This window comes from Cryobacterium arcticum, from assembly GCF_003185895.1.
Classification (GTDB): domain Bacteria; phylum Actinomycetota; class Actinomycetes; order Actinomycetales; family Microbacteriaceae; genus Cryobacterium; species Cryobacterium arcticum.
On sequence record NZ_QHLY01000012.1, the window covers coordinates 1,887,611 to 1,905,728 of the forward strand.

Below are 18,118 nucleotides of genomic sequence, written 5' to 3' on the forward strand. Positions count from 1 at the left end.
CGGGCGGCTTAGACGCGCTCGAGGACCTCGCCGTCGGCGGAGGTCCATTCCCGCGTGTAGTGGTTGAACGTCGACTGGTTGTCGAACGACTTGTGGTCGAAGGTGGTCTCGGTCGCGATCACCTTGCCGGCCTGTTCGGGATCGGGCGCGGCCAGGGCCAGCAGCTTGGTGTACGGATGCTGCGGGTCGAGGATCACATCGTCGGCGGGTCCGCGTTCCACGATTCGGCCGCGGAACATGACCAGGATCTCGTCGGAGAAGTGCCGGGCCGTGGCCAGGTCGTGGGTGATGTAGAGCACGGCGAGGTTGTCCTCACGCTGCAACCGGGCCATCAGGTTCAGCACCTCGAGGCGGATCGACACGTCGAGCATCGACACCGGCTCGTCGGCGATGAGTACCTGCGCGCCGGGCGCCAGGGCCCTGGCGATGGCCACCCGCTGCCGTTGCCCGCCCGAGAGCTCGTGCGGGCGCCGCGCGGCCATGTCGCCGGCCGGGGTGAGGTTCACCCGCTCGAGCATCTGCAGCACGCGCTCGTGCGTCTGCTCCCGCCCCTTGGTGCGGTGGTGGATCACCAGGGGGCGTGCGATGTGGTGCTCGATCGAGTGGAACGGGTTCAGCGACGCGAACGGGTCCTGGAACACCATCTGCACGTGCCGGCGGTAGATCGACCCGCCCACCTGGGTGCCGTCGTCGAGGGTCACCTTGATCTGGCCGGAGGTGGGCTTCTCCAGCCGGGAGAGCATACGGGCGATGGTGGACTTGCCCGACCCCGACTCGCCCACCAGCGCCACGGTGCGGCCGGGGGTCAGGTCGAAAGAGACCCGGTCGACGGCCTTGAGGGTATTGCGCTTGAGCCCCTCGCGCAGCACGAAGTGCTTGCTGAGGTTGGTCACTTCGATGCTCGTCATGAGAGCTCCGCACTGTTGTTGACACCGGACCGGATGAACGACCCGCGTTCGCCGGTGAGGCTGGGGAAGGAACCGAGCAACTTCTTGGTATACGGATGCTGTGGGTTGCGGTAGATGTTCGTCGCGGTGTCGATCTCCACGATCTCGCCGGCGAGCATGATCGCGATCCGGTCACTGATCTCCAGGAGCAGCGGCAGGTCGTGGGTGATGAAGATCACGGCGAAGTTCAGCTCGTCGCGGAGCCGCACGATCTCGCGGAGGATCTCCCGTTGCACCACCACGTCGAGGGCGGTGGTGGGTTCGTCCATGATCATCACCTGCGGTTCGAGCAGCAGGGCCATGGCGATCATCACCCGCTGGCGCATGCCGCCGGAGAGTTCGTGGGCGTAGGAGGCCAACCGGGACCGGTCCACCCCCACCAGTTGCAGCACGCTCGCGGCCAGCTCCCGGCGTTCGGCCTTCTTCATCTCGGGCCGGTGGGTGGTGAGCACGTCCTCCAGCTGCGCGCGCACCGTGGTCACGGGGTTCAGCGCGTTCATGGCGCCCTGGAACACCATGGACAGCTTGTCCCAGCGGAACATCCGCAACTGTTCGGCGCCGAGGGTGAGCAGGTTGAGGTCGCCGTCGGCCTTGTCGTGGAAGGTGATCTCACCGGAGGCGATGCTGGCCGGCGGTTTGTGCAGCCGGTTGATGGCGTAGGCGAGGGTGGTCTTGCCGCAGCCGGATTCCCCGGCCAGGCCCAGGATCTCACCGCGGGCGAGCTCCAGGCTGACGTTCTTGACGGCGGTGACGGGGCGTTCGACCTCGTAGACCACGGTGAGGTTCTGCACGGTGAGCACCACCGGCGGCGGTGTCGGGGGCACGGCCGGTGAGGCCGGGTTCACGGTGAGGGTCATGATGCGCTCCTCTGGGTCTTCCCGGTGCGGGCTGCGGAGGTGAGTCGTGCGGCTTCGTTCCTCAGCGCCGTCTTGTTGCGCTTGCGGTAGAGCCGGGCGTTCTTCAGCCTCGGGTTGATGATCTCGTCGATGCTGAAGTTGATCAGCGAGAGACCGGTGCCGAATAGGGCGATGATCAACCCCGGCGGGATGAACCACCACCAGGCGCCGAGGGGAAGCGCGAAGCCGTTCTGGGCGTAGAACAGCATGGTGCCCAGCGTCGACGAGTTCGACGCGCCCAGGCCGAGGAAGGCCAGGCCCGCCTCGGCGAGGATCGCCGCGATCACCGCGAAGACGAACTGGGAGGCCAGCACGGGCAACAGGTTGGGCAGGATCTCCACGGCGATGACCCGGAACGACCGTTCGCCGGAGACCCGGGCCGCGTTGACGTAGTCGCGGTTGCGGATCGAGAGGGTCTGTGCGCGCAACACCCGGGACGATGCCGCCCAGCCGGTGATGGCCAGCACCACGGCGATGGTCCAGAGACCGCGCTGCTTGGGCGGAACGAACCCGGAGATGACGATCACCAGCGGCAGGCCGGGAATCACCAGGAACACGTTGGAGAACAACGAGAACGCCTCGTCGGCGAACCCGCCGATGTAGGCGCCGAGGATGCCGAAGAAGGCGGAGAGGATGGTGGCCAGCACGCCCACCAGCAGCCCGATCTCGAGGGAGCCCCTGGTGGCGTACGCCAGCTGGGCGAAGACATCCTGCCCGGTCTGCGTGGTGCCCATGATGTGGTCGGCCGACGGCGCGGTCAACCCGATGTTGCGGATGACGGTGGGATCCTGCACGAAGAACGGCCCGACAATGCCGAAGAGCGCGATCAGCCCGATCAGGGTGAGCCCGGTGACAAGCCAGGGGGTGAGGGTGGGCAGCATGGCCCGGAGGGCGGAGCGAGGCTTCTCGCCCAGCGCCCCGGCGACGGCGGCCAACTGGTCGGGGGCGTCCCCGATCGACGGTTCCGTTGTCGGTGTGAGGTTGGTCATGATTATCCGTCTCTCAGCTCTTGGCCCGGGTGCGGGGGTCGATGAATCCGTAGAGGATGTCGACCACCAGGTTCGCGCCGAGCACGGCGAGGGTGATGTAGAGGAAGATCCCCTGCATGAGTGCGTAGTCGTTGTTGGTGACCGCGGTGAGCAGCTTGGAACCGATGCCGGGGTAGGAGAACACTTGCTCGGTGACGATCGAGCCCGAGACCACGAAGCCCAGCGAGATGGCGAAGCCGGCGATCGAGGGCAGCATCGCGTTGCGGGCGGCGTAGCTGCGCAGGATCTTGCCGTTGCGCAGGCCCTTGGCCTCCGCGGTGAGGATGTAGTCCTCACTGAGGGTGGAGACCATCATGTTGCGCATGCCCAGCAGCCAGCCGCCGATGGAGGCGATGACGATGGTCAGCGCCGGCAGGAAGCCGTACTTCACCGCGGAGCCGATGAACTCCCAGCTCCACCCGGGGTCGAGCACCACGTCGTAGCCGCCCTGACCCGGGAAGAGCCGCCAGGTGGTGGCGAAGGCGTAGACCAGGATCAGCGCGAGCCAGAAGTACGGCACTGCGGCCAGCAGCGTGGTGGCCGGCACGAGCGAGTCGAGCCAGGTGCCGGGCTTCCAGCCCACGATCGCGCCGAGACCCACTCCGAGGATGGTGGAGAGGATGGTGGCGATGCCCACCAGCATGATCGTCCAGGGCAGCGAGGCCGCGATGACCTCGCTGACCGGGGCGGGGAAATAGGTGACGGACACACCGAGGTCACCGTGGAAGACGTTGACCAAGTAGTCCCAGTACTGCGCGATCAACGGTTGGTCGGAGTTGCCGCCGAGGAGAAGTTCGTACGCCCGCCGGGTTTCCGCCGTCACGATGCCGCCACGCTGTTGCAGCTTGGCGAGCAGGATGTCGACGGGATTACCCGGCAGCAGACGGGGAATCATGAAGTTCAACGTGAGCGCGGCCCACAACGCGATGGCGTAGAAGCCAAGCTTTCGCAGAAAGTAATTCATCGGGTTCCCTTGTTCATCGGTACGGACTTCTCCTCAGACACGGCCGGAGCCGGGTTACTTACCGGTGGGAACGAGCGTCTTGAAGATCTGCGAGTTGTCCGGTGATGCCCAGATGGCCGGGAAGGCGTACAGGTCATCGAGGGTGGGCCATCCGCTGAACTTGGCGGAGTGGAACTCACTGGTGGTGCCGCCGGTCATGATCGGGATGTACGGCATGTTCTCCACGATGCTGGCCTGGATGATGTCGAACTGGGCCTGGCGGGTCGCGGTGTCGGCCGGGTTGGTGGCCTTCAGCACGGTCAGGGCCGCATCCACATTCGCGTCGCTGAACCGGCCGATGTTGAGCGAGACGGAGGTGCCCACTGCGGCGGTGTTCGCGGTGCTGAAATAGTTGTTGTAGAGGTAGTACGGGTCGGATGCCGGGCCCTGGCCGAGCGAGTCGATGGCCAGCTGGTAGTTGCCCTTGCCCTTCTTGTCGGTCCACTCGTTCCAGGAGGACTGCGCGACCGTGATGTCGATGCCCGCGGTCTTCAGCTGCTGCTTGATGGTGTCCAGCGCGGTGATGTAGTCGGTCCAGCCGGTGACGACCTCGACCGTGAGGGAGAGCTTTTCGCCGTCCTTCGCGTAGATGCCGTCGGCGCCCTTGGCCCAGCCGGCGCCGGTGAGCAGCGCGTCGGAGGTGGCGACGTCGGGTGAGCTCGGAGCGATCGGCTCCTCCAGCGAGCTGGAGATGAGGTCGGACTGGCTGGTGGTGAGGGCGAAGCTCGGCGAGATCTCGCTGGCCGTGTCTTCGAAGGCCAGGCTGTTGGCCTGGTCGCGGTCCATGGCGTAGTAGATCGCCTGGCGCACCGCGGGGTCGGTCTGCGGTCCGGTGCAGCCCAGCTCGGCGCTGGAGCAGGTGGCCAGGATCATCTGGTTCTGCGGCACGGTGATGGCGTCATAACCCTGGTAGTTCTTCGACACGTTCTTGATGTCGGGAACCGGGCCGGTCTGCCAGTCGATGGTGCCGGCGGCGAGCGCATCCGCCCCGGCGGTGTTGCCCGAGAGGGAGAGGTAACGAACGGCCTTTACCTTGGGTTCACCGTCCCAGTAGGTGGGGTTGGCCGACAGGGTGAACGCCTGCGCCTTGAAGTTGGTGAGCGCGAAGGCGCCGGTTCCGACCGGCTTCTCCATCACGTCGGTGGTGGGGTCAACGTCTTTCCAGATGTGCTCAGGAACGATGTAGCTGCGGCCGAGCACGGTGGGGCCGTCGACGAAGGCCGGGTGGGTCCAGGTGAAAGTGACGTGGGTGTCGTCGGCGGCGGTGACGGTGCCATCGAAGCCGCCGGTGTTGATCGACGGGGTGTCGAGCAACATGTTGAAGGTGAAGACCACGTCGTCGGCGGTGAACGCCTCGCCGTCCGACCAGGTCACGCCCTCGCGCAGGGTCACGTCGAGCTGGGTGCCGTCATCGCTCCAGGTGTAGTCGGTGCCGAGCAGCGGGGTGTACGGGGCGGAGTTGACGTTGGTGATGAAGAACAGGCCCTCGAAGATGGTGCCGATGCCACCGATGGACGACGGGGAATACGGGTTGAAGTTGATCTGGTAATCGCCGGACTGGCCCGTGTAGGCGATCAGGGTGTCGGCCGAAGACGACGATGACGATGAGCCGGACGAGGTGCATCCGGTGAGAGCCAGGGCGGCCGTTGCGACGATGGCCGCCACCGCCAGGCTCCTCGTGCGTGAACTGTGCAGGAACATCTTTGATCCTCTCGTTTTCCAGCCACATCGCTGTGCCTAGACGGTCCTTCTCTGTGTTGTCGGGCTCGTCGGCACGACCTACAGACATTCCTAGCTCCTTAAATTTAGTTAGTCAAGTTACTCGGAAAAATGACCTCCCGGTCGTTATGCTGCAGGGGTACCCGGCGCCGCGCGGCGGTCAACGGCGATCCAGCGAAAGGCTCAAACATGCACGACACCGCTCTCCCCCGATTCGTACCGCTGCGAAACCACGGCACCGCCCTGGTGTTCGAGCAGCCGGAAACTGGTCTGCCGGTGGTTCTGCACTGGGGCGACGACCTCGGCGACCTCAGTGAGACCGACTGCGCCCAGCTCTCCGCCGCGGTCAGCCGGCAGACCCCGCCGGGCACCCTGGATGCCGCCTGGCAGATCTCGATCCTGCCGCAGGAGTCCGATGGCTGGCCCGGTCGCCCCGGCGTCCTCGTCACCCGCGATGGCGCTCCGGTCTTCCCGCGGTGGAGCGTGACCGGGCTCGACGTCGCCGCATCCGCCGACCGGGTCGTGGTGACCGCGACCGACGAAGAAGCGGGATTGGAGCTGACCGCTCACTACGCCATCGAGGCCGGCGGGGTGATCACCGTGCGACACGAACTGCAGAACGCCGCCCCCGGCTCCCTGGTGGTGGAGTGGCTCGAACCCACCCTGCCCGCCCCGAAGACGGTCGACCATCTCACCGAGTTCTCCGGCCGCTGGACGCGGGAGAAGACGCCGCAGACCACCGCGCTGCCCCGGGGCACCGTCACCCGGCAGACCCGCAGAGGGCGCAGCGGCCACGACTCCACCACGATGCTCATCGCCTCGATCGACAGCCCGGCCGACCGACACGGCGAGCTCTGGGCCGTGCACCTCGGCTGGAGCGCCGACACCACCTATCGCACCGACCGGGGGCCGGAGTTCGTGACCCTCCTGGGCGCGGGCGAGCTGCTGCGACCGAGCGAAATCGTGCTGGCACCCGGAGATGGCTACAGCACCCCGGTGGTCTTCTTCGCCTGGTCCGGCGCCGGGCTCGACGGCCTGTCCGACCGATTCCACGGCTACATGCGCGCCCGGCCGCAGCATCCGGTGCGGCCGCGCCCGCTGGTGCTGAACACCTGGGAGGCGGTCTACTTCGACCACGATCAGGCCAACCTGATCAACCTGGCGGATGTGGCGGCCTCAGTGGGCATCGAACGCTTCGTGCTCGACGACGGCTGGTTCCACTCCCGCCGGGATGACACCACCGGCCTCGGCGACTGGGTGGTCGACCCGGCGGTCTGGCCGGACGGGCTGGGCCCGTTGGCCGCGCACGTGCACGGCCTCGGCATGGAGTTCGGGCTGTGGTTCGAACCCGAGATGGTGAACCTGGACTCCGACCTGGCCCGGGCGCATCCGGATTGGCTGTTGCACGATCCCGCCAGGATCGACTTTCCCGCCGGGTTGTCCTGGCGCACCCAGTTCGTGCTCGACCTCGCTAATCCGGCGGCGTACGCGCACGTGCTCGGCCAGATGGATGCCCTGGTGACCGAGCTCGGCATCGACTTCATCAAGTGGGACCACAACCGCGACCTGATCGAGGCCGTGCACGCGGGCCGGTACGGCGTGCACGAGCAGACCCTGGCGGCCTACCGCCTGTTCGCCGAGCTCAAGAGCCGGCACCAGGAGCTGGAGATCGAGTCCTGCTCCAGCGGCGGCGCCCGCTCCGACCTCGGCGTGATGGCCGTGGCCGACCGAATGTGGGCCAGCGACTCCAACGACCCGGTGGAGCGCCAGGACATCCAGCGCTGGACCCAGCTCTTGTTGCCGCCCGAGCTGGTCGGCGGACACGTCGGGCCCACGGTGGCGCACAGCTCGGGCCGGGCGACCGACCTGTCGTACCGGCTGGCGACCAGCCTGATGGGTTCGGCCGGGTTCGAGTGGAACATTGCCGAGTGCACCGCGGACGAGCTGGCGACCATCGCGGCGTTCTCGGCCCTGTACAAGGAGGTGCGCCACATCATCCACACCGGCACCGCTGTGCACGGTGACCTGCGCGACCGTGCCCTGCGCCTGACCGGCGCTGTGCTGCCCGACCGGAGCGCCGCGGTCTACACGGTGGCGAGCGTGGCCACCACGGAAGACTCACTACCGGAGCACATCAGGTTGCACGGCCTCGACCCGGCGGCCCGGTACACCGTGCGGGTGCGCGGGGAGATCGGCCCCAGTCTGCACGGCTGGGTCACGCCGGCCTGGCTGAGCGCCGGCGAGGTCACCCTGCCCGGCAGCGTGCTGGGCACCGTCGGCCTGCAGATCCCGGCGCTCTGGCCCGCCCAGGCCGTGGTGCTGCACCTCACCCGCGCCTGACCGCCCCGCCGGCCGAGCCTGACGCTCCGACGTGCCCTCAGGCGGACGAACTGCCCCGGCGCAGCCGGGCAAGTCGTCCGGAGTGGGTCAACGGGCGAGGTGGGCACAGAAAAGGGCCCCGGCGGAAGCCGGGGCCCTTCTCGGTGCTGGTGGCGGCGCGGTTGCTGTGGGTGCGCCGCCGTCAGCGGGGGTTACTAGTTGATGCGGGTGTACTTGTTGTCTGCACCGAACTCGTAGATACCGATGGTCGCGTCGGTCGGGTCGCCGTTCTCGTCGAACGTGACCGGGCCGGAGTAACCGTCGTAGTCGATCTGCTCGCCCTCGGCCAGCGCAGCTGCGCCATCGGCGAAGGTGGTGACCTTGGTGCCCTCACCGGTGCCACCGGAAACCTGCTGGAGGTAGCTGGCGATGGCTTCACCTGAGGTGTCGTTGGCTGCGTAGGCGGCCAGCGCGATCAGGATCACGGCGTCGTACGACTCAGCTGCGTAGCTGAAGTCGGTCAGCGACGGGTCGACCTCGAGCAGACGGTCGGTGAAGTCACCGAGGGTCGCGGTGTCGAGGCCGGGCAGCGTGCCCTTTGAGCCCTCGACGAGGCCGGCGCTGAAGTCGGCGCTGTAGTCCGCCAGGTTGCCGTCAACGAAGTAGAGCTTGTCGCCCGGGAAGCCGCCGCCGACGAGGGCGGGGGTGATGACCTTGGCCTGGTCGAACGTGATCAGTGCGATCGCGTCGGGGTTGGCTGCGGTCACTTCAGCGATCTGAGCGGCGAAGTTCGAGTCACCTTCGTTGAAGAGCGAGGTCGCGACGACTTCTCCACCAGCAGCCTCGAAGGCTTCGGTGGTGTACTCGGCCAGGCCGGTTCCGTAGGAGTCGTTCAGCACGATCAGGCCGAGGGTGCTGTTGCCGTCTTCGGCGATCAGGTTACCGAGCACCTCACCCTGGAGGATGTCGGACGGGGCGGTGCGCCAGAACAGGTTGTTGTCGGCGTAGTCCGTGAAGTCGGCCGAGGTGTTGGCCGGGGAGAACTGCACGACGCCGGCGCCGGTGATCTGGTCGATGACGGTCTTGGAGACACCCGAGGATGCCGCACCGACGATGGCCGAGACATCCTGCGAGAGGAGGTCGGTCACGGAGACGGTGGCGGTGTCGGTCGTGGTGTCGCCGGAGTCACGGAGGATGGCTTCGATGTCGATGCCCAGTCCGGCTGCGTTGACCTCTTCGACGGCCAGGTTGACACCGGCTTCTTCGGGCGGGCCGAGGAAGGCGAGTCCACCACTCTGCGGGAGGATCGTGCCGATCTTGAGGTCGAGTGCGCGGTCGCCGGCCTCGACGGTGTTGACGTCGCTGCTGGTCTCTGCGGGTGCTTCAGATGCTGCCGGTTCGGCTGCATCGGTGCTGCATCCGGTGAGCAGCAGTGCGCTGACGCCGAAAATGGCGACGCCGGTGACTGCAGCCCGGACCGAGCGGGAGGCCGAGGCCTTCGCGAATACGCTCATGGTGCTCCTTGGGTGAGGGGGATCTAGAGGTAGAGCACGGCAAACGATCGTTGCCGTGTTGCAAAGGTATTCACCGGAACGACATCAAACAAGACAGTCGTGTTACAGCCGTGTAACGCGACCAAATCGTTACGAACGGCGCGCTGATCAGCAAGCCCTGCCTGTGAGCGTCAGAGTGGCGTAATAAACGAGCGTCGTTGGGCGCGCCCGTGCACGATCATGTCGGTGGTGAGCACGATCAGCGCGAGCCAGACCAGACCGAAGCCGAGCCAACGCTCCGGCGGCATCGGCTCGTGCAGCACGGCCACGCCGACGATGAGCTGCAAGACCGGCGCGAGGTACTGCACCAGACCCAGCGTGGTCAGCGGCAGGCGCCGGGAGGCAGCGGCGAAGAACAGGAGCGGCACCGCGGTGAGCACTCCAGATCCGACCAGCGCCAGGCTGTGCACCGGGGAGACCGTGCCGAAGGTGAGCCCGGTCAGCAGGGACACCACCACCAGCTGCACGATCGCGATAGGGGCGAGCCACATCGTTTCGAGCGTGAGCCCGGAGAGGGCGTCGAGGTGGCCACCGACCCGCTTCTTGATCAGCCCGTAGAAGCCGAACGAGAACGCCAGGATGAGGGAGATCCAGGGCACCGTGCCGTAGCCGACGCTGAGCACGATCACGGCGACGAAGCTGATCACCACGGCGGCCCACTGGGCGGAGCGCAAGCGCTCCCGCAACACGAGCACGCCCAGCAGCACGGTGATGATCGGATTGATGAAGTAGCCCAGCGCCGTCTCGACGACGTGGCCGCTGAGCGCGGCGAGGATGAAGGTCTGCCAGTTGATGTAGATGAGCAGGCCGGCCAGACCCATCGTCCACACCACCCGCGGGCGGCGAAGGGCGGCGACCAGCGGGCGCCAGGCCCGGGTGGCCCCGATCAGCACGCCGCAGAAGACCAGCGAGAACAGCACCCGCCAGGCCACGATCTCGAACGCGCCGGTGGGCTTCAGCAGGAGGAAGTAGAGCGGTAGGAATCCCCAGATGCCGTAGGAGCAGATCGCGTAGATCAGGCCCGTGCTGGCGGCACTCCGCGCGGGACGCCCCGACGCGCCACTCTCGCCGGGCCCCATGGTCGAACTGGTGTGCACTTTGTTACCCCTCTGGACGCGAAAAATCCCGGATGGCCGAGGCCATCCGGGATTCAACGATATGGGGTGTGACTAGCGAACGACGACCGCGAGAACGTCGCGAGCCGACAGAACGAGGAGGTCCTCGCCACCGAACTTGACTTCGGTTCCACCGTACTTGGAGTAGATCACCTTGTCGCCGACGGCGACGTCGAGCGGGATGCGGTTGCCGTTGTCGTCAATGCGGCCGGGGCCGACGGCGACAACTTCACCCTCCTGGGGCTTCTCTTTGGCGGTGTCCGGGATCACAAGTCCGGAAGCGGTGGTCTGTTCTGCATCCACCTGCTTGATGACGATGCGATCTTCGAGCGGCTTGATGGAGACCGACACGGTTGACCTCTTTCTTAGCTAAGACGTAGTTAGCAGACTCACAGCGAGAGTGCTAAGTCGAGTTTAGGGCGCAACTGGCACTCACGCAACGTGAGTGCCAGAGTGCCCGGACTCCGGCCCGGTTTCGGTTGATAGGTTTGCGGGATGGATCGCGCCGAGCTCGTTGAGCTGCTCTCACCCGAAGGCCTGCGCCTGTTGGACTCCCTGCCCGCCTACGAGGCCGGAGCCGATGTGGTGCGAACGGTCAGCGCACTCCGCAAAGCCGGGCACTCCCCCGCGCTGGTCAATGCGGTGCTGTACCAATCCCGGTTGCGGGCCAAAGCAGCGGGCAAGTTCGGTGATTTCGCCAACCGGATGCTGTTCACCGAGGCCGGCCTGGAGCAGGCCACCCGGTTACGGGTGGCAGCGCTGCACGCCGGCCGATTCGTCGAGGCCGGCCTTACCCGGGTGGCCGATGTGGGCTGCGGCATCGGCGGCGACGCCATGGCCATGGCCGCGATGGAACTCGCCGTGACCGCGATCGACATCGACGAGGTCACCGCCACCGTCGCGAGTTACAACCTCGCCCCCTTCCCCGGTTCCTCCGTGGTCTGCGCCCATGCCGCCGACGTCGACCCGACCGAGTTCGACGCGCTCTGGTTCGACCCGGCCCGCCGCACTGCCGGGCACGGCAACACGAGCCGGCTCACCCGCGCCGAGGACTACTCCCCCAACCTGAACGACGTCTATGCCCTCGCCGACCGGATGCCCGTCGGCGTCAAGCTCGGCCCCGGCCACGACCGCGACCAGATTCCGGAGACCGCGGAGGCGCAGTGGGTGTCGGTGGACGGCAAGCTGGTGGAGATGGGGCTGTGGTTCGGCGCCCTCGCCCGCCCGGGCATCCGCCGGGCCGCGCTGCTGCTGAGCAAGGACGGCGTGGCCGAGCTGACCGCCCCGGCCGACAGCGACGACGTGGCCGTCGGTGACCTCGGCGCCTACGTCTACGAGCCCGACGGTGCGATCATCCGCGCCCGGCTGATCGGCGACCTGGCCCGGTCGATGGACGCCCTGATGCTCAGTGAGGGCCTCGCCTATCTCACCAGCGACACGCTCACCGCCACCCCGTTCGCCACGGCCTTCCGGGTGCTCGAGGTGCTCCCGACCGACGAGAAGAAACTGCGGGTGGCCCTGGCCGAACGCCGGATCGGCACCCTGGAGATCAAGAAGCGCGGGGTGGATGTGGACCCGGCGACCCTGCGCACCCGGCTGAAGCTCAAGGGCGCTGCCTCCGGCACGCTCGTGCTCACCCGCGCGGCCGGGCACAAGGTGGCGCTCTTGGTCGAGCGGGTCTGAGGGGCAGGTTCAGCCGTAGAACGCCGGCAGCAGTTCGGTGTTCACAATGAACCAGAGCACGCCCATCAGGATGCCCACGATGCCGCTGACCAGGCCGATGATCCAGATGCCGCCTGCGCGTCGTTCCACGAACCGGGCGACGAGCGCGAGCACCACGGCGGCCAGGCTGAGAGGCACGCCCCAGATCATGAAGATGCCGACACCGACACCGGCCAGCCCGAAGACCGCTGCCGCGACGCTCAAGCCGCGACGGGCGGCGTGGGTCTGGATCTCGGCCGTGGTGTACACATACGGCACCCACTCGGTGGGCGCGGTGATCGTGGACTCGTAGGCGAGTTCACCGGCCACCGGCGGCCGGGTCAAGCCGGTCGGCACGGCGCTCTCCCGAGCGGCCTGCGCGCGGGCCTGGGCGCGCGATTGGGCCTGCACGCCGGCCGCAGGCGTGGCCGGAGCACCGGCGGGGGCCGCCGGTTGCTGCGGCTGGGCCCGGGTGTCGGGCTGCCCGGGCTGCGGCATGGGTGAAGACTCATTTCTCGTTTCGGCCGGGTCGGTGCGCCCGGCCGGTCAGCCCGCTGCGGTGGGCTGCATCAGTAGTCGTGCGTCACTAGCCGTACGTCAGTAGTTGTAGTTGTAGTTGTCCATCGGCACGCTCGCGAAGAGCAGCGCCCATAGCAGAATACTCAGTAACGCCAGCCCGATGCCGACGAAGCCGGTGATGATACCGGTCAGCCAGAAGCCCTTGCCGCTGGGTTCCTTGGTGCGGGCGATGAAGCCGAGCACGACACCGGCCGCCGGCAGGATGATCGCGAGGATGCCGCCGAAGAACGGGAGGAACGCCACCGGCGACCCGAGGATGCCGAGAACACCGGCGACCATCGAGAGGATGCTCAGAATCGGCTGTTTGCCGGCCGTGTACGACGCGGGCGATCCGGCGTAACCGGGCGCCGGAGTGCCGGACGGCGGCGGCCCGTACCCGGAGCCGGAGCCTGGCGGCGGCGAACCGTACGGAGCCTGCGGGGCGCCGTGGGGCGGCGGCGGGGAGCCGTACGGAGCCGGCGTGGTCGGCCCCGGTTCCGGCGGTCCGTAGGCCGGCGGCGGGGTCGGGGGCCCGGCCGGCGGAACCGGAGGGCCGGCCGGCGGCGCGTTCGGTGGGCGGGGCGGCTCGGCGTCGCCGGGAGCGGCGGGTGGGTCACCCGCCGCGCTCGACTGCGGGAAGTCCGGCACCTGCGGCACATCCGGCACCTGGGGCACATCGGGAACCTGGGGCACGTCGGGCACGTGAGGCACTGGGGGCACCTCGGGGTTAGGGGTGTTCGGATCAGTCATGACCGGTCATTCCTTTCCTGTGAACCTGTGCTCGGGGAATCCGTGTGGCGGATACCGGAGTCTGCCGAGCGACTAGTAGGTGCTGTATGACCCATCGTTGACGGCCGCGATGGTGACGATGATGAAGAAGACGATGATGATGATGCCGGACAGGATGCCGAGGTAGCCGAGCACCAGGCCGGCGATCGCGAGGCCGCGGCCCTTTTCCCCGGTCTTCTTGATCTGGCTGAGCGCGATGTGGCCGCAGATGACGGCCGCGAGCGAAACGAAGAACGCGCTGACCAGGGAGACGATCGCGAGCACGTTCCACTTGTCCTGCACGCCCGGCGTGCCGTAGCCCTGCGACGTGTAGGCCTGCGGGGCGGCCGGAGCCGCGCCGTACGCCGGAGCAGGTGAACCGTAGGCCGGCGCTGCCGGCGGGGAGTAGACGGGCGGCGGGGTCGGCTCGTTCGATGCCGGGGGCTGATTCGTCGGGTCGGTCATGGCTCAGGACTCCTTTGGTGGTGCAGCAGTGGGCAAGCACACGGCGTGGGCGGGGGCGGAGCAGAGGGTTTCTCTCCGCCGTAGCGTCACGTCCTCGGTGCCATAGTGGCACCCGCGCCGTGGGGGTGTCAACGCGTTGATCGTGCCCGAAACCCCCACACTCAGCGTATCGCGTTGCAGCGTGAAACGCTTGGTGAGGCGGTGTTTCAACTCTGGATGAGCGACACCGGCAGGGTCGAATCGGCGCCGAAGTCGAGCGTGGAGGGCTCGTGCCCAGCCATGATCAGCTGCGCGCCGAGCGCGGCGATCATGGCGCCGTTGTCGGTGCAGAGCGACAGCGGCGGGATGCGCAGGGCGATGCCCGCCGCATCCGTGCGTTCCTGGGCCACCTGACGCAGCCTGGCGTTGGCGATCACGCCGCCGCCGAGCAGCAGCCGGGGCACCCCGAGGTCGGTGCAGGCGGCCACGGCCTTGGTGAGCAGCACGTCGACCACGGCCTCGCGGAAGCTGGCCGCGACGTCGTCGATCGGCACGGTCTCGCCGGCGTCCTGCTTCTGCTCCACCCAGCGGGCAACGGAAGTCTTCAGGCCGGAGAAGGAGAAGTCATAGCGGTGCTTGGCCACGTCTTTCTGGTGGCTGAGGCCGCGTGGAAAACGGATGGCGGTGGGGCTGCCGGTCGCGGCGACCCGGTCGATCTGCGGCCCGCCGGGGTAGGGCAGGCCGAGCACCCGTGCCACCTTGTCGAAGGCCTCACCGGCGGCATCGTCGATGGTCTCGCCGAGCAGTTCCACGTCGGAGACGAGGTCGCGCACCAGCAGCAGGGAGGTGTGGCCGCCGGACACCAGCAGGGCGATGGTGGGGTACTCGAGCGGGGCATCCGTGGTGACGCCCTCACCCCGGAGGAGGTCGGCGCCGACATGGCCGACGAGGTGGTTGACGGCATAGATGGGGACGTTCAGCGCGACGGCCAGGGATTTGGCGGCGCCGACGCCGACCATGAGGGCGCCGGCGAGGCCGGGTCCGTTGGTGACGGCGATGGCGTCGATCTCGTCGAGCCGGATGCCGGCCTCGGCGACGGCGGCGTGGATGGCCGGCACCATCTCTTCGAGGTGGGCGCGGGCGGCCACCTCCGGCACGACGCCGCCGTAGCGGGCGTGTTCGTCCATGGAGGAGGCGATGGTGTTGGAGAGCAGGGTGGTGCCGCGCACGATGCCGATGCCGGTTTCGTCGCAGGAGGTTTCGATGCCGAGCACCAGCGGGTCGGTGCGGTTGAGCGGGCGGGCCGGGGCGGGCTCCGGCGTCGGCTCGGCAGCGGAGGCGCCATCGAGTGCCACGGATTCGGCGGCGAGCGTGCCGGTGAACTGCATCTCGGCGGGCGGTATGGTCAGGCGCATCACGATCGCATCCACGTTGTCTGGTTGGTAGTACCCGCGGCGCACGCCGAGGTCTTCGAATCCGAGCGAGCGGTAGAGGTGCTGGGCGCCGGGGTTGTCGGCGCGCACCTCGAGGAAGGTCTCTCGGGCGCCACGCTTGCGGGCTTCGGTGATCAGGCTGAGCATGAGCACCCGGCCGAGGCCCTGGCCGCGGGCCTCTTCGGTCACGGCGATGGTCTGGATGTCACTCTCGATCGCGCGCTGCGCGGCCTGCACCCCGCCGTAGGCCACGATCTGGTCCGGCGAGTCCGGCGGGAACGCCACCAGGTAGTAACAGCCGGGGTCGCCGACGTCACGGGCCATCATCTCGGTCGACCAGGCGTCGTTCTCGAAGATGCGGGTCTCCAGCAGCATGATCGCGTCGACGTCGGCGAGGGTGGCACGGCGCAGTTGCCAGGTCATCAGCTCACCCGCTTCGGGCCGTTTTTCGACACCGTCACGTCGGGCGAGCGCAGGTAGAGGGCCTCGTCGGCCGCAAACGGATGCCCGGCCGCGAACGCCAGCTCGGCGACCATGCCGAGGTCACCGGCCGAGATCGTGGCGGCGTCCAGCCGGGGCAGCCCGGCGTGCACGAAGGTGTCCTCGAGCAGCTCGGCCGGCTTGGCCAGGGCGGGCTGGCCGAGGCGGATCGGCAGCCCCTCGGCATCCGCCCCGTTATAAGCGGACCAGTAGACCTCGCGGCGACGGGCGTCGGTGACCACGAGCAGCGGGCCGGTGTGGCCGGTGCGGTAGGAACCGTAGGCGATGGCGTCGTGGCTGACCACGGGCACGAGCGGTCGATTGATGCCGAGGGCGAAGACCCGGGCGGCGACGATGCCGACCCGCAGACCGGTGAACGGGCCGGGGCCCATGCCGCCGACCACACCGGAGAGAGCGGCGACATCTACTCCGGCTTCGGTGAGGCACTCCTGGATGAGAGTGCCGACCACCTCGGCGTGGCGCATGGTGTCGGCGACGCCGCGTTCGGCGATCACACCCTGGGTCAGGTCGACGACGGCGACGCTGGTTCCGGCGGAGGTATCGATGGCGAGAAGCACCCGTCCAGCCTATGACGCCGCGGGCCGGGCCTCCGCCGCCCGCCCCGGGGAGACCTGTCCGCGAGAGGGCACTTCGGGCCAGTGACGGGGCCCGCAACTGACCCCAACTGCCTTCTCGCCAACGCCCCATCTCCCGAGAGGGCACTTGGGGCTAGTCGCGCCGCCCACAACTGACCCCAACTGCCTCCTCGCGAATGGGGGCGGGTTGGGGCGGGCGGGCGGGGCTCAGGTGCGGCGGGCGCGCAAGGCGGCGATGGTGAGCTGGGTCGCGGCGAGCGCGAGGAGCACGGCGAAGAGGATGCTGGAGAGCCGCGGCGGGAGGAACAGCGCCAGCGCCACCCCGGGCACCGCCGCGATGGTGGCGGTGACCCCCACCACGAGTCCGGCCGGCAGGTCCACGAGCCTGGCGCGCAGGTTGGCCACCGTGCCGACGATGCTCGTTGGCACCAGCACGAGCAGCGAGGTGCCCTTGGCGATGAGGTCGCTCACACCGAACACGGCCACCAGGGCGGGAACCGCGATCACACCGCCGCCGATGCCGAACAGGCCCGACGCGACGCCCATCGCCAGGCCGAGGGCCAGGTAACCGAGCACCACGATCCAACTCAGCTCCAGGGCGGCGCCGCGCTCGGGTTCCACCAGCACCATGCGCACGGCCACGACCACCAGCAGCAGGATGAACAGCCAACGCAGCCAGAACAGAGGGATACGGCGCAGCAGATTGGTGCCGATGATCGAACCGACCACGGCTCCGGCCGCGATGATCAGCCCAGCGACCACGTCGATGTGGCCGTTGGCGAGGTAGGTGAGCGAGCCCACGATCGAGGTGGGCACGATCGCCGCAAGCGAGGTGGTCGCCGCCCGGCGCTGGTCCATGCCGCACAGGGAGATGAGCAGGGGCACCATCACGATGCCGCCGCCCACGCCGAACAGGCCGGAGAGCAGCCCGCCGAGCGCCCCGGTGAGCACCAGGGCGATCCAGTACCAGGCCCGGGCCGGGCGCGGCGTGGGGGAACTGCCTGAGCCGGTCATGCCGGACCGAGGTCGCCCAGGCCGGCCTGCCAGCGCGGCCCGTGCGCTGTCACCGTGACGGTGCGCGGTTCGGGCAGGTCGAGGGCGACGGTCTCGTCTGTTCCGATCTCGCCGGCACCGCGCTCATCGCTGGGATCCTCGGCCGGGTCGGCCTGGGACGCGCCGAGCGGCCGCTCGATCTCCACGTCGAGCCAGGATTCGGTGATGCCGTCGAGCAGCCCCCTGCCCCACTCCACCACCACGATGGAGCGGGCGAAGTCGATGTCGAGGTCGTCGAGTTCCATGGCGCTGGCGAGCCGATAGGCATCCACGTGCACCAGCGGCGGGCCGCCGACGGTGCTCGGATGCGTGCGGGCGAGCACGAAGGTGGGGCTGGTGACGGCGCCGCGCACGCGCAAGCCCTCGCCGAGGCCGCGGGTGAAGGTGGTCTTGCCGGCGCCGAGCGGCCCGGTGAGCACCATCAGGTCGCCGGCGCGCAGCACGGCGGCCATCTCCTGGCCGAAGGCGTGCATGGCGTCGGGGTCGGGGATAGTGCGGCGCATGT

The 18,118-nt window shown here is 68.3% G+C and carries 17 protein-coding genes; 2 read left to right on the forward strand and 15 right to left on the reverse strand.

Features of this window, described 5'->3' with window-relative positions:
* Positions 1-8: 8 nt before the first annotated feature.
* Genes CTB96_RS18635 through CTB96_RS18655 form a run of 5 tightly spaced genes read right to left on the reverse strand, consistent with a single transcriptional unit; the run spans position 9 to position 5,575 of the window.
* Positions 9-908, reverse strand: coding sequence for an ABC transporter ATP-binding protein (locus CTB96_RS18635; protein ID WP_110128267.1), 900 nt, complete (start codon positions 906-908; stop codon positions 9-11).
* Positions 905-1,804 (reverse strand): ABC transporter ATP-binding protein, encoded by a 900-nt coding sequence (locus tag CTB96_RS18640; RefSeq protein WP_110128268.1) that lies wholly within the window; start codon positions 1,802-1,804, stop codon positions 905-907. Before CTB96_RS18640 ends, CTB96_RS18635 begins: the two co-directional genes overlap by 4 nt.
* Complete coding sequence (locus tag CTB96_RS18645; RefSeq protein WP_110128269.1) at positions 1,801-2,832, reverse strand: ABC transporter permease; 1,032 nt, start codon at positions 2,830-2,832, stop codon at positions 1,801-1,803. Before CTB96_RS18645 ends, CTB96_RS18640 begins: the two co-directional genes overlap by 4 nt.
* A 13-nt stretch (positions 2,833-2,845) precedes the next feature.
* The gene (locus CTB96_RS18650) at positions 2,846-3,835 is read right to left on the reverse strand and encodes an ABC transporter permease (protein ID WP_110128270.1); all 990 of its coding nucleotides are present in this window, start codon (positions 3,833-3,835) and stop codon (positions 2,846-2,848) included.
* A 54-nt stretch (positions 3,836-3,889) separates the two neighbouring features.
* Positions 3,890-5,575: an ABC transporter substrate-binding protein gene (locus CTB96_RS18655; RefSeq protein ID WP_110128271.1), complete on the reverse strand. Its 1,686-nt coding sequence runs from the start codon at positions 5,573-5,575 to the stop codon at positions 3,890-3,892.
* A 207-nt stretch (positions 5,576-5,782) separates the two neighbouring features.
* Here CTB96_RS18655 and CTB96_RS18660 point away from each other — a divergent pair, with 207 nt between their 5' ends.
* Positions 5,783-7,933, forward strand: a complete 2,151-nt coding sequence (locus CTB96_RS18660) for an alpha-galactosidase (RefSeq protein ID WP_110128272.1) — start codon at positions 5,783-5,785, stop codon at positions 7,931-7,933.
* A 194-nt stretch (positions 7,934-8,127) separates the two neighbouring features.
* Here CTB96_RS18660 and CTB96_RS18665 read toward each other — a convergent pair whose 3' ends face one another.
* The 3 genes from CTB96_RS18665 to groES form a co-directional block, all read right to left on the reverse strand.
* Positions 8,128-9,426 (reverse strand): ABC transporter substrate-binding protein, encoded by a 1,299-nt coding sequence (locus CTB96_RS18665; protein WP_110128273.1) that lies wholly within the window; start codon positions 9,424-9,426, stop codon positions 8,128-8,130.
* A gap of 170 nt (positions 9,427-9,596) precedes the next feature.
* The gene (gene rarD / locus CTB96_RS18670; protein ID WP_110128274.1) at positions 9,597-10,544 is read right to left on the reverse strand and encodes an EamA family transporter RarD; all 948 of its coding nucleotides are present in this window, start codon (positions 10,542-10,544) and stop codon (positions 9,597-9,599) included.
* Between the two features lie 90 nt (positions 10,545-10,634).
* Positions 10,635-10,931 (reverse strand): co-chaperone GroES, encoded by a 297-nt coding sequence (gene groES, locus CTB96_RS18675; RefSeq protein ID WP_066597535.1) that lies wholly within the window; start codon positions 10,929-10,931, stop codon positions 10,635-10,637.
* Positions 10,932-11,075: 144 nt separating this feature from the next.
* On the opposite strand from groES, the gene CTB96_RS18680 reads away from it, so the two are divergent.
* Positions 11,076-12,263, forward strand: a complete 1,188-nt coding sequence (locus CTB96_RS18680; protein ID WP_110128275.1) for a THUMP-like domain-containing protein — start codon at positions 11,076-11,078, stop codon at positions 12,261-12,263.
* Between the two features lie 9 nt (positions 12,264-12,272).
* Here CTB96_RS18680 and CTB96_RS18685 read toward each other — a convergent pair whose 3' ends face one another.
* From CTB96_RS18685 to tsaE, 7 genes are all read right to left on the reverse strand, one after another.
* Positions 12,273-12,779 (reverse strand): hypothetical protein, encoded by a 507-nt coding sequence (locus CTB96_RS18685; protein WP_110128276.1) that lies wholly within the window; start codon positions 12,777-12,779, stop codon positions 12,273-12,275.
* 99 nt (positions 12,780-12,878) lie between these two features.
* Positions 12,879-13,589, reverse strand: coding sequence for a DUF4190 domain-containing protein (locus CTB96_RS18690; protein ID WP_110128277.1), 711 nt, complete (start codon positions 13,587-13,589; stop codon positions 12,879-12,881).
* 72 nt (positions 13,590-13,661) lie between these two features.
* A complete protein-coding gene (locus CTB96_RS18695) occupies positions 13,662-14,072 on the reverse strand; it encodes a DUF4190 domain-containing protein (protein ID WP_110128278.1) in 411 nt (136 codons plus the stop codon).
* Positions 14,073-14,278: 206 nt separating this feature from the next.
* Positions 14,279-15,907 carry a tRNA (adenosine(37)-N6)-threonylcarbamoyltransferase complex transferase subunit TsaD gene (gene tsaD / locus CTB96_RS21055; protein ID WP_110128279.1) on the reverse strand — a complete coding sequence of 543 codons (1,629 nt, stop codon included), beginning with the start codon at positions 15,905-15,907 and terminating at the stop codon, positions 14,279-14,281.
* A complete protein-coding gene (gene tsaB, locus CTB96_RS18705; RefSeq protein ID WP_110128280.1) occupies positions 15,907-16,542 on the reverse strand; it encodes a tRNA (adenosine(37)-N6)-threonylcarbamoyltransferase complex dimerization subunit type 1 TsaB in 636 nt (211 codons plus the stop codon). The genes tsaD and tsaB overlap by 1 nt, the downstream gene beginning before the upstream one ends.
* 225 nt (positions 16,543-16,767) lie before the next feature.
* Positions 16,768-17,574 carry a sulfite exporter TauE/SafE family protein gene (locus CTB96_RS18710; protein ID WP_110128281.1) on the reverse strand — a complete coding sequence of 269 codons (807 nt, stop codon included), beginning with the start codon at positions 17,572-17,574 and terminating at the stop codon, positions 16,768-16,770.
* Entirely contained in the window at positions 17,571-18,116 is a 546-nt protein-coding gene (gene tsaE / locus CTB96_RS18715; RefSeq protein WP_110128282.1) for a tRNA (adenosine(37)-N6)-threonylcarbamoyltransferase complex ATPase subunit type 1 TsaE, read from the reverse strand. Before tsaE ends, CTB96_RS18710 begins: the two co-directional genes overlap by 4 nt.
* Between the last annotated feature and the right edge of the window lie 2 nt (positions 18,117-18,118).